Source organism: Pseudomonas sp. p99-361, from assembly GCF_003935475.1.
GTDB classification, from domain to species: domain Bacteria; phylum Pseudomonadota; class Gammaproteobacteria; order Pseudomonadales; family Pseudomonadaceae; genus Aquipseudomonas; species Aquipseudomonas juntendi.
In genome coordinates, this window is sequence record NZ_RHQO01000011.1 from 45,732 (window position 1) to 60,500 (window position 14,769).

A 14,769-nucleotide genomic window follows, 5' to 3' on the forward strand; every position below is an offset into this window, starting at 1 on the left:
TAAATTCAAACGGGCACACGACCACGCCGGCGCCGCAAGGGCCATATCATCCGCGAAATAACCGTCCGACTCCAGTGTTTCTGCCCGGAACGGCGGTGTAATTGCCGTTCCAGACATTTCCACCGGTTACGCCGGCACTTCCACCTGCAAGCTATCGACGCGCTGGAACCCACGCGGCAGCTTGCTGCCACGCCGGCCACGCTCGCCCTTGTAGTGTTCCAGGTCGTCGGGCTTCAGAGACAGGGTACGCTTGCCGGCCTGCAATACAAGGGTCGCCCCGTCGGCGATCACGGCCAGGTCGGTGACGAACTCTTCGCGGCTGGCGACCCGGTCGCCGGGTACACCAATGATCTTGTTGCCCTTGCCTTTACCCAGCTGTGGCAAGTCACTGACCTTGAACACCAGCAGGCGGCCTTCGGTGGTCACCGCCGCCAGCCAGTCCTGTTCACGGTTGGCCACCGGGCGCGGCGTCATGACCTTGGCGCCGTTGGGCAGGCTGAGCAAACCCTTGCCGGCCTTGTTCTTGGCCTGCAGGTCTTCACCCTTGACCACGAAGCCGTAGCCGGCGTCGGACGCGACCACGTACAGCGCATCGTCGTCTGGCAGCAGCACGCAATCGAAGGTGGCCCCAGGCGGAGGCGTCAGGCGCCCCGTCAGCGGCTCACCCTGGCCACGCGCCGAAGGCAGGCTGTGGGCGGCCAGCGAGTAGCTGCGCCCGGTCGAGTCGATCAGCACGGCAAACTGGTTGGAGCGGCCAGCAGCAGCGGCCTTGAAGCCGTCGCCTGCCTTGTACGACAAGCCGGTCGCGTCGATGTCGTGGCCCTTGGCACAGCGTATCCAGCCTTTTTCCGACAGCACCACGGTGACCGGCTCGGTCGGCATCAGCTCGTTTTCCGACAGCGCCTTGGCTTCGGCGCGCTCGACGATTGGCGAGCGGCGGTCGTCGCCATAGGTTTCGGCATCCTTGATCAGCTCGCTGCGCACCAGCTTGCGCAGTTTGGCTTCGCTGCCCAGCAGCGCCTGCAACTTGGCTTGCTCTTTCAGCAGTTCGTCCTGCTCGCCGCGGATTTTCATCTCTTCCAAACGCGCCAACTGCCGCAGGCGGGTCTCGAGGATGTAGTCGGCCTGGATTTCGGACAGGCCGAAGCGTGCGATCAGCGCCTGTTTGGGGTGGTCCTCGGTGCGGATGATGTGGATCACTTCATCCAGGTTGAGGAACGCCGTGAGCAAACCGTCCAGCAGGTGCAGGCGCTTCTCGACCTTGTCCAGGCGGTGCTGCAGCCGGCGGCGAACGGTATGGGTACGAAACTCCAGCCATTCCACCAGGATCGTGCGCAGGTTCTTCAGCTGCGGCCGGCCGTCGAGGCCGATGATGTTGATGTTGACCCGGTAGCTGCTTTCCAGGTCGGTGGTGGCGAACAGGTGCTGCATCAGCTCGTCGGCATCCACACGATTGGACCGCGGGATGATGACGATGCGGCAAGGGTTCTCGTGATCCGATTCGTCGCGCAGGTCGGCTACCATCGGCAACTTCTTGGCCTGCATCTGCGCGGCGATCTGCTCCAGCACCTTGGCCCCCGACACCTGGTGGGGCAACGCGGTTACAACGATGTCGCCGTCCTCGACGCGGTACACGGCGCGCATGCGGATCGAGCCACGGCCACTTTCGTACATCTTGAGGATTTCGGCCCGCGGCGTGACGATTTCGGCCTCGGTCGGGTAGTCCGGCCCTTGAATATGCTCGCACAACTGCTCGATGGTGGCCTTGGGCTCGTCGAGCAGGCGCACGCAGGCGCTGGCCACTTCACGCAGGTTGTGCGGCGGCACATCGGTGGCCATGCCCACGGCGATACCGGTGGTGCCGTTGAGCAGAATGTTGGGCAGGCGTGCCGGCAACACGGCGGGCTCCTGCAAGGTGCCGTCGAAGTTGAGCACCCAGTCGACGGTGCCCTGGCCGACTTCGCTGAGCAGCACTTCGGCATAGCGGGACAACCGCGCCTCGGTGTAGCGCATCGCCGCGAACGACTTCGGATCGTCCGGCGCACCCCAGTTGCCCTGGCCATCGACCAGTGTGTAGCGGTAGCTGAACGGCTGCGCCATCAGCACCATGGCTTCATAGCAGGCCGAGTCGCCATGGGGGTGGAACTTGCCGAGCACGTCACCGACGGTACGCGCCGACTTCTTGTGCTTGGCATCGGCATCGAGCCCCAACTCGCTCATGGCGTAGACAATGCGCCGCTGCACTGGCTTGAGGCCATCGCCGATATGCGGCAGGGCGCGGTCCATGATCACGTACATGGAGTAGTTGAGGTAGGCCTGTTCGGTGAAGTCAGCCAGTGAGCGGCGTTCTACGCCGTCCAGGCTGAGTTCCAGTGAGTCGCTCATGCGGGCCTCGTCATTTCAGGTTCTGGCGCAGCAGCATGGTGCCACCGCGCTGGGTAAATTCAAGTTGTTGCAGGGCACTCATGCCCAGTAGCACGGTGGGGCCATCCAGGCCCGGCACGACGATGGCGCGTACGTTCTGCAGGTGGATGTCGCCCAGTTGCAGGCTGGCCAGCCGCGTGCGGTAGCCCTCGGTGCGGCCATTGGCGGTACTCAGCAGCACCGGGCTGCCACGCGCCAGGTTCAGGTCGCGGGCCAGCCCTTCGGGGATCGCGACGTCGGTGGCCCCGGTGTCCAGCATGAAGTGCACCACTTGGCCATTGATCGCGCCATCCACCACGAAATGCCCCTGGCCATTACTCAGCAGGCGCACCTCGATGAAACCTTGGCCGTGCTCCGACTGCACCTGGCGGTTGGGGTTACGTTGGCTGTCTTCCCACTGGCCGAAAAAGCGCGTGGCCAGAAACAGCGCAGCCGCCCAGGCAAGCACCATCAGCACCCGCCCTGCGCGCTTGCCCGGTGCCTGGCTCACGGTTTGGCGCCCCAGCCGCCCTGAGGCGCCTCGAAGCGCCATACGATCGGGCGCCGCTCGCCGTCGGCACGGTCAGCATTGTTGTTGTCCAACCCGACCCAGGCGCCTTTGCCGTCGATCACCAGCGCCTCGGCCAAGCCGAACGGCTGATCGTAGCGGCGCATGGGCTCCAGCGCCTCGGCGGCGAACGACCAGCAGCGCTCGACCTCGCCGCTGTTGGCGTCCCGCCGGCATATCCGGTAGGCGTTGCGCTCAAGGGTGAACAGCTTGCCCTCGAACCAGGCGAGGTCGGAAAAGTCGCGCGACAGGGCCCGAGCCTCTGGCATTTGCGGCGGCTGCATCTCGACCCCGGCCTCGCTCAGCAGCACGCAACCGCGCCCGCAGGTCCATACCGACTGCTGCCGTTCGATGGCCACCAGGCCACGCCGCTCGCGCTCGGCCGCCAGCCACAGGCGGTCACCCGCCGGGTTGATTGCCAGCCCTTCGAACAGCGCATTGAAGTTCAGCAGCATGCCACTGGCCCGCGCCTGACGGACCATGGCCGGGTCGATCTTGAGCCAGTCGGGCTCACCTTCGGGCGGCAGTTGCAGCACCGCAGCGTGTGCCTCGCTGACCAGGTACAGGTTGTTTGCCTGGTCGCAGGTGATGCCTTCGAAGTCCAGCGCGCCGCCGCGAATGTACGACGCCGCCCAGTTGCGTGACTTCAGGCCCCACGGCAGGCCGCTTTCCGGCACCGGCGGCGCAGTGAAGACAAGCGCCTGCGCGCGCCAGGTAGCGCTCTGCTGGTCGAAGCGGTAGATGCGGTCATCGTCGCGGTCGGACACACCCCACAACGCCCCCCGGCAGAATGCCAGGCCAGACAGGTTGCCACCGCGCATACCGTCTATCGGGTGCTCGGCAGTCATCTTTAGCTCTGGCCAGTCGCCCGCCAGGCCCGGCAGCGCAACCAGCGCCAGCCAGGCCGCCAGAAGCAGACGAATCAAACCATGACCTCGGCGAGGTTACCTTTGGTTTCCAGCCAGTTCTTGCGGTCACCGGCGCGCTTTTTGGCCAGCAGCTTGTCCATCAGCTCGCAAGTCGCCTGCACGTCGTCCAGGGTCAGTTGCACCAGGCGCCGGGTATTCGGGTCCATGGTGGTTTCACGCAGTTGTGGCGGGTTCATTTCGCCCAAACCCTTGAAGCGGGTGACTTGGGGTTTGCCGCGCTTCTTCTCGGCCACCAGGCGGTCGAGAATGCCATCACGCTCGGCTTCGTCGAGGGCATAGTAGATTTCCTTGCCCAGGTCGATGCGGTACAGCGGCGGCATGGCCACATACACGTGCCCGGCCTCGACCAGTGCACGGAAGTGCTGCACGAACAGCGCGCACAACAGCGTGGCAATGTGCAGGCCGTCGGAGTCGGCGTCGGCGAGGATGCAGATTTTGCCATAGCGCAGTTGCGCCAGGTCGGTGGCACCGGGGTCGACGCCGATGGCCACGGCAATGTTGTGCACTTCCTGGCTGGCCAGGACTTCGCCGCCGTCCACTTCCCAGGTGTTGAGGATCTTGCCGCGCAGCGGCAGGATGGCCTGGAATTCCTTGTCCCGGGCCTGCTTGGCCGAGCCACCGGCCGAGTCACCCTCGACCAGGAACAGCTCGGCACGCATCGGGTCCTGGCCGGCGCAGTCGGCCAGCTTGCCGGGCAATGCCGGGCCCTGAGTGATGCGCTTGCGCTCGACCTTCTTGCTGGCCTTGAGGCGGCGGCCGGCATTGCTGATGGCCAGCTCCGCCAGTTGCATGCCCAGTTCAGGGTGGGCGTTGAGCCACAGGCTGAAGGCATCCTTGACCACGCCAGAGACGAATGCCGCCGCCTCGCGTGAAGACAGCCGCTCTTTGGTCTGCCCGGAGAACTGCGGGTCCTGCATCTTCATCGAGAGGACGAAAGTAATGCGCTCCCAAACGTCTTCCGGTGCCAGCTTGACCCCGCGCGGCAGCAGGTTGCGGAATTCGCAGAACTCGCGCATGGCATCCAGCAAGCCCTGGCGCAGGCCATTGACGTGGGTACCACCCTGGGCGGTAGGGATCAGGTTGACGTAGCTTTCCTGGATGCTGTCGCCGCCTTCGGGCAGCCACAGCAAGGCCCAGTCCACCGCTTCCTTGTTACCGGCCAGGCTACCGCAGAACGGCTCATCGGGCAGGCGCTGGAACTCGTTGACCGAATCGACCAGGTAGGAACGCAGGCCATCCTCGTAGTGCCATTCGACCTTTTCGCCGCTGGCCTTGTCCTCGAAGCTGACCAGCAGGCCTGGGCACAGCACGGCCTTGGCCTTGAGCACGTGCTTGAGACGGCTGATGGAGAATTTCGGCGAATCGAAATACTTGGGGTCGGGGCTGAAATACACGCTGGTGCCGGTGTTGCGCTTGCCGACCGAACCCACAACTTCCAGCTCGCTGGCCTTGAAGCCGTCGGCGAAGGTCATCTGGTACTCGTTGCCGTCGCGTTTGACACGCACGCGCACCTGGGTCGACAGGGCGTTGACCACCGAGATGCCAACACCGTGCAAGCCACCGGAGAACTGGTAGTTCTTGTTGGAGAACTTGCCGCCGGCGTGCAGCTTGGTCAGGATCAGCTCGACACCGGACACGCCCTCTTCGGGGTGAATGTCCACCGGCATGCCACGACCGTCGTCGCTGACTTCCAGCGAGTGGTCGGCATGCAGAATGACCTGCACGGAGCGGGCATGCCCGGCCAGGGCTTCGTCGACACTGTTGTCGATCACTTCCTGGGCCAGGTGGTTGGGGCGGCTGGTGTCGGTGTACATGCCCGGCCGCTTGCGGACCGGGTCAAGGCCCGAGAGGACTTCGATGGCGTCTGCGTTATAGGCGCTAGCGCTGGGATTGGCCATAGGGTCTCGTCGTCAGTCTGGTGAGTGCAAAAAAGTCAAAATACAGAAAAATCGAGCGCTGCATACTGCCCACGCGCAATACCGGCAAACGCCAGCAGGGCCGGCAGGCGCTCGGCAAAACCCTGGAAACTGTGGTCACCACCGGCCTGGATGCGCAGGGCACAAGCACGGTAATAACGTTCGGCATGGCGGTAATCCAGGGTTTCGTCGGCGGTTTGCAGCCACACCTGATAGCGGCTGGCATCGACCGGCGCTGGCACTTCCAGCTCGGCCAGGGCCTGCACGTGGTCCAGGGTCAGCTCCCAGGTTTCATCGGTGTAGTGGTTGCGCTGGGTACCCAGGTAGCCGTCAAAGTGCTTGTGCGGGGTAACCGCCGGGTTGACCAGCAAGGCCTTGAGGCCATGGCGCTCCGCCAGACAGGTGGCATAGTAGCCGCCGAGCGAACTGCCCACCAGTAATGGCGCGCCCAGTTCGGCGATGGCCGCCTCAAGCTGGGCGATGGCCTGGCGTGGGTGATGGTGCAAGGCGGGCACCCGCAGTTGGTCGGCCAGGCCGAGCTGCTGCATGACCGCTTCGAGCTGGCGCGCCTTGGTGGAAAGCGGCGAGCTGTTGAAGCCATGGATATAGAGGATGGAACCCGACATGCTGCCCCCGGAATCTGTGGCTTCGCGCCTGATGATGCGGGCGCAGGGACGCGCAGTGTAGCGCGTTCGCCGGGTTTTGACGCAGTGTCACGGGTTTCGCAACAATTTCTTCACCATAGCCCGCTGCAACAGGGCAGCGCTGTAGGAGCGGCCTTGTGTCGCGAAAAGGGGTGCGAAGCGCCCCCCAGAATTTCAGCTTCGCCGCAGACATTGCCGGGGCCGCTTTGCGGCCCTTTCGCGACACAAGGCCGCTCCTACAGTTGAACGCGCAACCCGCTAATAACCTGGGCTATCGAAGTCGAGCTTCACTTCAAAGTCCCACGCCCGCTCCACCCCGGTCTCCAGCCGCCCGTCGGCATGCAGGCGCAGCCAGCGGTACCCAGGCTGCTCTTCGCTCACCTTGAAGTCCTCGCTGCGGGCCGCGAACTGAATGCAGGTCGAAGGCGTAGCCAGCAGGCGCCGACCATCGCGCACTTCATCCCACTCCTGATGAACATGCCCCCACAGCAATGCCCGCACCTGTGGGTAACCTTCAATGATGTCAAACAGCGCCTGGGCATTGCGCAAGCCGATCGGGGCGATCCAGGCGCAGCCGATGTCTACCGGTTGATGGTGGAAACACACCAGGCAATGGCGCCCGCCCGCCCCTTTCAGCGCGGCCTCCAGCACTGCCAGCTGGTCATCCCCCAGCAAGCCATGTGTGGCGCCGTGCACCGCCGTGTTGAGCATCACAATACGCCAGGCGCCGATATCGGTTACTGCCTGTACCAACTCCGGCGCCACTTCGGCCATGATCCGGGCCTCATCATGGTTGCCCGGCAGCCAACGGCTTTGTACGCCAAACGGCGCAGTCAGCTCACGAAAAGCTTCATAAGAAGCAACGCTGGCATCCTGGGACAAGTCGCCCGTGCACAACAGCAAGTCGACAAGCGGTTGCTCGCGCCGCACCTGGGCTACCACATGGCCCAAACTTTCACGGGTCTTGAGGCCCAGCATGCTGCCGGCCGGGTCGGCGAAAAGATGGGCGTCGGTCAGTTGCACCACATGTACTGGGCGCGGGTGGTCTGCATGCATGTCAGCGAACGCTTGCCAGTTCGTGGCCACAGGCCAGGCAGTGACTCAGCCATTCACCGAGGAACAGGTTGAGCTGGGCCTTTTCGTCTGGCTGGTGCATGGCCTCGTTCGGGTAGGGGTAGATGCTGCGCAGGCGCCGGGCATGTTCGGCGCTGATCACTTCGGCCATGCGCGCATCGTGATACACCTGCACCTCCAGGTGCGGCACCGGCAGCCACGGCAAGCTGTGCTCCTGACGTATATGCAGGGTGGTGGTGTACGGGCAGGCCAGCACCACGTCGAGCACCAGCACGCCAAGCATCTGGTCGCCCTGGGTCATACCGATGCGGCGCGAGCTCTGGGTGGTACGCATGTCCGGCAGCAAGCGCATCAGCCGGGCATAGTTGGCCTCACAGGCAGCCTGCAGCCCGGCCAGGTCGACTCGATAGCGCTCGCGCAGCAGGTTCACTTCCACATACCTCGTACTTCGTCACGGTTCAGCGCCAGCCATTGCAAGCCGATGATGGTCGCCGCGTTGCAGATGCGCCCATCGCGCACGGCCTGCAAGGCATCTTCGAACGACCAGACCCGCACGCGAATGTCTTCACCCTCGGCCTCCAGGCCATGCAGCCCCCCTGCCCCTTCGCTGCTGCAGTGGCCAAGGAACAAGTGCACATACTCATCGCTGCCGCCTGGCGACGGGAAGTAGCGGGTCATCGGCCACAGGGCACTGAAAGTCAGGCCCGCTTCTTCTTCGGCTTCGCGGTGGGCGACTTCCTCGGGTTGCTCGTCCTTGTCGATCAGCCCGGCGACCATTTCGATCAGCCAGGGGTTTTCGGCCTTGCCCATTGCACCGACGCGGAACTGTTCGATCAGCACCACTTCATCGCGCAGCGGGTCGTAGGGTAGTACACACACCGCATCGTGACGCACGAACAGTTCACGGCTGATCTCGCGCCCCATGCCGCCCGCAAACAGCTCGTGGCGCAAGTGCACCTTGTCGAGCTTGTAGAAGCCCTGGAAGCAGTTTTCCCGCTTGACGATCTCGACCGCCCTGGGCACTGAGTTCAACGTGTCTGACATGGAAATCCTCGCTACCTCAATCACAGCATCGCGCCATCCTACTCCGCACGCCAGCGCGTTTCACCCCTTTCCAGCAACCATTCGCACAGTCGGGACAGCACGTGCGCACTCTGTTAGCTTAGTGGCGAACCGAAGGCCGCGCAGACGGTCAAAGGCCGACTTTTCCCTGTTTTTGCAAGGATCATCATGACCATTGTCAAACTGACTTCCGTGGCCGTGCTGGCACTCGCTCTGGGCGCCTGCCAGAGCCTGTTCACGCCCAACTACCGGACCCCGCTAGAGGTCAAACGCGACGCCTGGGAGCATGTAAAACCCGGTTGCAGCGAAAGCGATTGCCCGCTGGTGAACATCGACATGGTGCACTTCCCGGCCCTGCCCAAGCTTGACGGCATCGTCGAAAAGCGCTTGCTGCAACTGACCGAAGACAATCAGCATGGCACCGCGCCGGCCACCCTGCAGGCCTATGAACAGCAATACCTGGCCAGTGCCGACAAACGTAACAGCAGCTACCTGCAAGCCAAGGTACGCGAGCAGCATGACGGCCTGGTGATCATCGAACTGTCCAGCTACCTGGACAGCGGTGGCGCACACGGCATGCCTGGGCGTGGTTTCATCAACTACTCCCGCAAGCTGGACAAGGTGCTGACCCTGCAGGACATGCTGCTGCCTGGCCAGGAAGAGACGTTCTGGAAAACCGTCGAAGAGTCGCACCGCGCCTGGCTGATGAGCGTGGGCATGGACAAGGACGCCGAGTTCGTCAAGACCTGGCCGTTCAAGAAGTCGCCGCACATCGCCCTGACGTACGGCGCACTGGTGGTCAAGTACGAGGTCTATGCCATCGCGCCCTATTCCATGGGCCACGTGGAACTGAAGATCCCCTACCCGCGCCTCAATGGCGTGCTCAAGCCGGAACTGTTCCCCGGCCGCGGCTGAGGCTCAACAGCCCGTGCAGCACACCTGCCAGCAGCAATGCTGGCAGGGTGGCGCCCAGCTCGGGTGCATTGGCGGCAATCAGGTGGTAGGCCGCCACCCCTACGAACCAGGCCAGTAGCGCCTGCCAGTGCAAACCCTTGACCTGTACCGGCAGGCCACGGCGACGCACGACATAGTGGTCCACCAGCACTACGCCGAACAGCGGCGCAAACACCGAACCGATCAGCAACAGGAAGTTCTCGTACTGAGCCAATGGCGCCAGCAAGGCGATCAGGGTGCACAGCACGCCGATGGCCAGTGCCAGGTGCTCCACCTTCAACGGCAGCAGCACCCCGGTGGAGACCGCCGCCGAGTGGATGTCGGCGAATGCCTTTTCCGACTCGTCGAGCAGAATCAGCAGCAACGGAACCCCCATGCCGGCGCCAGCCAAGGCCAGCAACAACGCATTGACTTCGCCACTGGCGGCGAAGGCCAGGGTGTAGGCCACGCCCAGGCTCATCAGCCAGGTATTGCCGATGAAGTAGCCCAGCACGGTACCGCCGAACACGTGCCTGCCATTGCGGGCGAAACGTGAATAGTCGGCGATCAGCGGCAGCCACGACAGCGGCATGGCAATGACGATGTCGAAGCCTACTGCCAGCGACATCGAGCCATCCCCGGCGCGCCCCCACAACTCAGCCAGGTCGGCCTTGGCGAACAAGTTCCAGGTCAGCCAGACGCAGGCCCCCAGCAGCAACCAGATACCCCAGGCGCGCAACACCTTGCGCACGAACGCCAGTGGCCCGCTCACCGCCAGCAAGGTCGCCAGGGCACCAAAGCACAGGGTCCACAGCATCGGGCTGTTCCAGGCGCTGTGCTCACCGAACGCACGTGCGCCCAGCAGGCTGGCGGCATCGCGCATGACGATGATCTCGAACGCCCCCCAGCCCACCAGTTGCAGCAAATTGAGCACCGCCGGCAAGCGCGTGCCATGGCTGCCCAGGCTGAGCCTCAGGGTGCCCATGGCCGACAGCCCGGTGTCACTGCCGATGACCCCGGCGGCGCCCAGCAACAGCACGCCCACGCCGGTGCCCAGGGCAATGGCCAGTACGGCGCCAGCAAGGCCCAGGCCCGGCGCGAGCATGGCGCCGACTTGCAGCACCATCAGGCCGATGCCCAGGGAAAACCAGAGGGAGAACAGGTCACGCGCGCCGAAGATGCGCTGGTGGGTGGGGACCGGGTGGTCGGGGGAGAACGGGCTGGGTGATGTCATGGTGGGCGCTCGCCGGCAATGTTGTTGGTGTTCCTGGCGAGGACTTTGTCCTCGTATCGCGACACAAGGCCGCTCCCACAAAAAACGCGCTGGCCTTGAGCCTGGCGCGGTTTCTGTGGGAGCCGGCCCCTGCGTTCTTAGACTTTGTGGTACAGCTGGCTGCCTTCCTGGCGGAACCGCTCGGCCTGCTCACGCATGCCTTGCTCGACCGTGACGTCCACGGTTTCGATCTTGGCGGCGTACTCCCGCACTTCCTGGGTGATCTTCATCGAGCAGAACTTCGGCCCGCACATCGAGCAGAAGTGCGCGACCTTGGCCGACTCCTTGGGCAGCGTCTCGTCGTGGTAGGCGCGGGCAGTGTCAGGGTCGAGGCCGAGGTTGAACTGGTCTTCCCAGCGGAACTCGAAGCGCGCCTTGGACAGGGCGTTGTCGCGGATTTGTGCGCCGGGGTGGCCTTTGGCAAGGTCGGCAGCATGCGCGGCGATCTTGTAGGTGATGATGCCGGTCTTGACGTCATCCTTGTTCGGCAGGCCCAGGTGCTCCTTGGGCGTTACGTAGCAGAGCATGGCGCAGCCGAACCAGCCGATCATTGCCGCACCAATGCCCGAGGTGATGTGGTCGTAACCCGGGGCGATATCGGTGGTCAGTGGGCCGAGGGTATAGAACGGCGCCTCGTCGCAGCATTCCAGCTGCTTGTCCATGTTCTCCTTGATCAACTGCATCGGCACGTGGCCAGGGCCTTCGATCATGCACTGCACGTCATGCTTCCAGGCAATCTTGGTCAGCTCGCCAAGGGTTTCCAGCTCACCGAACTGCGCAGCGTCGTTGGCGTCGGCGATCGAGCCGGGGCGCAGGCCATCGCCCAGCGAGAAGCTGACGTCGTAGGCCTTCATGATTTCGCAGATTTCGTCGAAGTGGGTGTAGAGGAAGTTTTCCTTGTGATGGGCCAGGCACCACTTGGCCATGATCGAGCCGCCACGGCTGACGATGCCCGTGACCCGCTTGGCGGTCAGCGGCACGTAGCGCAGCAACACCCCGGCATGGATGGTGAAGTAGTCCACACCCTGCTCGGCCTGCTCGATCAGGGTGTCGCGGAACAGCTCCCAGGTCAGGTCCTCGGCCACCCCGTTGACCTTTTCCAGGGCCTGGTAGATCGGCACGGTACCAATCGGCACCGGCGAGTTGCGGATGATCCACTCGCGGGTCTCATGGATGTGCTTGCCGGTGGACAGGTCCATGACCGTGTCCGACCCCCAGCGGATGCCCCAGGTCAGCTTGGCCACCTCTTCCTCGATGGACGAGCCCAGGGCGCTGTTACCGATATTGCCGTTGATCTTCACCAGGAAATTACGGCCGATGATCATCGGCTCCAGCTCCGGGTGGTTGATGTTGGCCGGGATGATCGCACGGCCACGGGCAATTTCCTGGCGCACGAATTCGGGGGTGATCTCTTTCGGAATGTTGGCACCGAAGCTATGCCCGGCATGTTGCGCGTCGAGCAGGCCGGCGGCGCGCGCCTCCTGCAGCTTCATGTTCTCGCGGATGGCCACGTATTCCATCTCGGCGGTAACGATGCCCTGGCGGGCATAGTGCATTTGCGAAACATTGGCGCCGGCCTTGGCCCGGCGCGGGTTGCGCACGTGGGCAAAACGCAGCTTGGCCAGCTCGGCGTCGTTCAGGCGCTGCTGGCCGAAGTCGGAGCTCAGCCCGGCCAGGCGCTCGGTGTCGCCACGCGCGTCGATCCAGGCCGACCGCACGTCGGCCAGGCCTTTGCGCACGTCGATGATCACACTGGGATCGGTGTAGGGGCCGGAGGTGTCGTAGACCAGTACCGGGGCATTGGACTCGCCACCGAAATCGGTCGGCGTGTCGGCCAGGCTGATTTCCCGCATGGGTACGCGGATATCCGGGCGCGAGCCCTGCACATAGACCTTGCGCGAACGCGGGAACGGCTGCACGGACTGCTGATCGACTTTTGCCGATTCGCTGAGGTTGAACGTTTTTTCTTGTTGGGTCATCACAGGCTCTCCAGACGGCTTCCTAGCAGTGGAATGTCGGGGTGAACCTGAATGGCGCGGACGCATCCATTAGTGGATGCAGTGCCGGATATGGGGTGCCTTGAAGCTGCATGCAGCTGTGACAATCCCGGACCTGGCACAAGAGGCTCCCCGGGAAGGCGAGCAATCTTGTTCCCTACGCAGGCGCTAACCTGATCAGGTTCAACGGGATCCGCACCTCTGCGATCTCAGCCTTTGCTTCAAGGCACCCCGACAAGAACCTGCGCAGTCTAGACTGCTGTGGTCGGCAAAGCCAAGCGGGTTTCTGCGCAGATGATGAAAGGCGCGCCCGGCGATTGTTGCCGGGGGGCACATGGCACTAAACTGGCGCATCGCCAAATACTCAACGGTTCAGTAATTCAATTTCGTACAAGGATTGCCTTTATGCTGCGCAAACTCTCACTGGCAATAGCCGTGTCTTGTGCGTCCAACGGAGTGGCCTGGGCAGCGGACGCGCTCCAGACGGTCAAGACCGACCTGGTCAGCGTGTACCAGGAAGCGGTCGACAACAACGCCGACCTGGCAGCAGCACGCGCCGACTACGGCGCACGCCGTGAGGTGGTACCGCAGGCCCGCGCCGGCTTGCTGCCGAACCTGTCGGCCGGGGCCGAGATGATGAATACCCGCACCAAGCTGGACGAGCCGTCGATTACCTCCAACCGCAGCGGCAACGCCTGGAGTGCAACCCTGGCCCAGCCCATTTTCCGCGCCGACCGCTGGTTCCAGTTGCAGGCCGCCGAGGCGGTCAACGAACAAGCCGCCCTGGAGCTGTCGGCCACTGAGCAGAACCTCATCCTGCAAACGGCCCAAAGCTACTTTGCCGTGCTGCGCGCCCAGGACAACCTGGCCGCGACCAAGGCTGAGGAAGCCGCGTTCAAGCGCCAGCTCGACCAGTCCAACGAACGCTTCGATGTCGGCCTGTCGGACAAGACCGACGTGCTGCAGTCGCAGGCCGGCTACGACACTGCCCGGGCCAACCGGATCATCGCCGATCGCCAGGTACAGGATGCCTTCGAAGCGTTGGTAACGCTGACCAACCGAGAGTACAGCTCGATCCAGGGTGTGGTGCATAGCCTGCCAGTGCAGGTACCTACGCCGAACGATGCCAAGGCCTGGGTGGAAACGGCCGGGCGCCAGAACCTCAACCTGCTGGCCACCAACTATGCGGTGTCTGCCGCCGAAGAAACCCTGCGCCAGCGCAAGGCCGGCCATGCGCCCACCCTGGATGCGGTGGCCAAATACCAGAAGGGTGACAACGACAGCCTCGGCTTTACCAACCCTGCTCCCCAACAGAACGTTCGCTACAGCGGCGACGTCGAGCAGACCAGTATCGGCCTGCAACTGAACATCCCGATCTACAGCGGCGGCCTGACCAGCTCGCAGGTACGCGAGGCTTACCAGCGCCTGAGCCAGACCGAACAACAGCGCGAGAGCCTGCGCCGCCAGGTGGTGGAGAACACCCGCAACCTGCACCGCGCGGTGAACACCGACGTGGAACAGGTCCAGGCACGCAAGCAGTCGATCATCTCCAACCAGAGTGCGCTGGAAGCGACTGAAATCGGCTACCAGGTCGGCACCCGCAACATCGTCGACGTGCTCGATGCCCAGCGCCAGCTGTACACCTCGGTGCGCGACTACAACAACAGCCGCTACGACTACATCCTCGACAACCTGAGCCTCAAGCAAGCCGCGGGCACCCTGAGCCCGCAGGATCTACAGGACCTGGGGCGGTACCTGAAGGCCGACTACAACCCGGACAAGGACTTCTTGCCACCGGATCTGGCGGCTGCTGCAGCCAAGAACTTCGAGCGCCGCCCTTGAACTCAAGGAGCACGCGGACAGTGTAGGAGCGGCCTTGTGTCGCGAAAGGGCCGCACAGCGGCCCCGACAATCTTGCGGTCGTGCGAAAATCCCGAGGGCGCTGCGCCCCCTTTCGCGACACAAGGCCG

The 14,769-nt window shown here is 63.8% G+C and carries 12 protein-coding genes and 1 riboswitch; of the genes, 2 read left to right on the forward strand and 10 right to left on the reverse strand.

The window, feature by feature from the left end; all coding sequences use genetic code 11:
• Nucleotides 1-126: 126 nt before the first annotated feature.
• From parC to EGJ22_RS07480, 8 genes are all read right to left on the reverse strand, one after another.
• Nucleotides 127-2,385 carry a DNA topoisomerase IV subunit A gene (gene parC / locus EGJ22_RS07445; protein ID WP_029887867.1) on the reverse strand — a complete coding sequence of 753 codons (2,259 nt, stop codon included), beginning with the start codon at nt 2,383-2,385 and terminating at the stop codon, nt 127-129.
• Nucleotides 2,386-2,395: 10 nt separating this feature from the next.
• Nucleotides 2,396-2,914, reverse strand: coding sequence for a TIGR02281 family clan AA aspartic protease (locus EGJ22_RS07450; protein WP_009681325.1), 519 nt, complete (start codon nt 2,912-2,914; stop codon nt 2,396-2,398).
• Entirely contained in the window at nt 2,911-3,897 is a 987-nt protein-coding gene (locus EGJ22_RS07455) for an esterase-like activity of phytase family protein (protein WP_064314478.1), read from the reverse strand. The genes EGJ22_RS07450 and EGJ22_RS07455 overlap by 4 nt, the downstream gene beginning before the upstream one ends.
• Complete coding sequence (parE, locus tag EGJ22_RS07460) at nt 3,894-5,798, reverse strand: DNA topoisomerase IV subunit B (protein ID WP_009681328.1); 1,905 nt, start codon at nt 5,796-5,798, stop codon at nt 3,894-3,896. Before parE ends, EGJ22_RS07455 begins: the two co-directional genes overlap by 4 nt.
• Before the next feature lie 35 nt (nt 5,799-5,833).
• Nucleotides 5,834-6,442: a YqiA/YcfP family alpha/beta fold hydrolase gene (locus EGJ22_RS07465; RefSeq protein ID WP_009681329.1), complete on the reverse strand. Its 609-nt coding sequence runs from the start codon at nt 6,440-6,442 to the stop codon at nt 5,834-5,836.
• A gap of 276 nt (nt 6,443-6,718) precedes the next feature.
• On the reverse strand, nt 6,719-7,516 hold the full coding sequence (gene cpdA / locus EGJ22_RS07470) for a 3',5'-cyclic-AMP phosphodiesterase (protein WP_029887205.1): 798 nt from the start codon (nt 7,514-7,516) through the stop codon (nt 6,719-6,721).
• Nucleotide 7,517: 1 nt separating this feature from the next.
• Nucleotides 7,518-7,970: a DUF1249 domain-containing protein gene (locus EGJ22_RS07475; protein ID WP_009681331.1), complete on the reverse strand. Its 453-nt coding sequence runs from the start codon at nt 7,968-7,970 to the stop codon at nt 7,518-7,520.
• Nucleotides 7,961-8,578 (reverse strand): NUDIX domain-containing protein, encoded by a 618-nt coding sequence (locus tag EGJ22_RS07480; protein ID WP_009681332.1) that lies wholly within the window; start codon nt 8,576-8,578, stop codon nt 7,961-7,963. The genes EGJ22_RS07475 and EGJ22_RS07480 overlap by 10 nt, the downstream gene beginning before the upstream one ends.
• Before the next feature lie 186 nt (nt 8,579-8,764).
• Here EGJ22_RS07480 and EGJ22_RS07485 point away from each other — a divergent pair, with 186 nt between their 5' ends.
• Nucleotides 8,765-9,511, forward strand: a complete 747-nt coding sequence (locus EGJ22_RS07485; RefSeq protein ID WP_009681333.1) for an RsiV family protein — start codon at nt 8,765-8,767, stop codon at nt 9,509-9,511.
• Here EGJ22_RS07485 and cytX read toward each other — a convergent pair.
• Both cytX and thiC read right to left on the reverse strand, forming a co-directional pair.
• Complete coding sequence (gene cytX / locus EGJ22_RS07490) at nt 9,480-10,763, reverse strand: putative hydroxymethylpyrimidine transporter CytX (RefSeq protein WP_029887206.1); 1,284 nt, start codon at nt 10,761-10,763, stop codon at nt 9,480-9,482. The two genes, EGJ22_RS07485 and cytX, sit on opposite strands and share 32 nt — an antisense overlap.
• 137 nt (nt 10,764-10,900) lie before the next feature.
• On the reverse strand, nt 10,901-12,781 hold the full coding sequence (thiC, locus tag EGJ22_RS07495) for a phosphomethylpyrimidine synthase ThiC (RefSeq protein WP_029887207.1): 1,881 nt from the start codon (nt 12,779-12,781) through the stop codon (nt 10,901-10,903).
• A 155-nt stretch (nt 12,782-12,936) separates the two neighbouring features.
• Nucleotides 12,937-13,043, reverse strand: a riboswitch (TPP riboswitch).
• Nucleotides 13,044-13,204: 161 nt separating this feature from the next.
• Between thiC and EGJ22_RS07500 the strand changes: the two genes are divergently transcribed.
• Nucleotides 13,205-14,641 (forward strand): TolC family outer membrane protein, encoded by a 1,437-nt coding sequence (locus EGJ22_RS07500; RefSeq protein WP_029887208.1) that lies wholly within the window; start codon nt 13,205-13,207, stop codon nt 14,639-14,641.
• Nucleotides 14,642-14,769 lie beyond the last annotated feature (128 nt).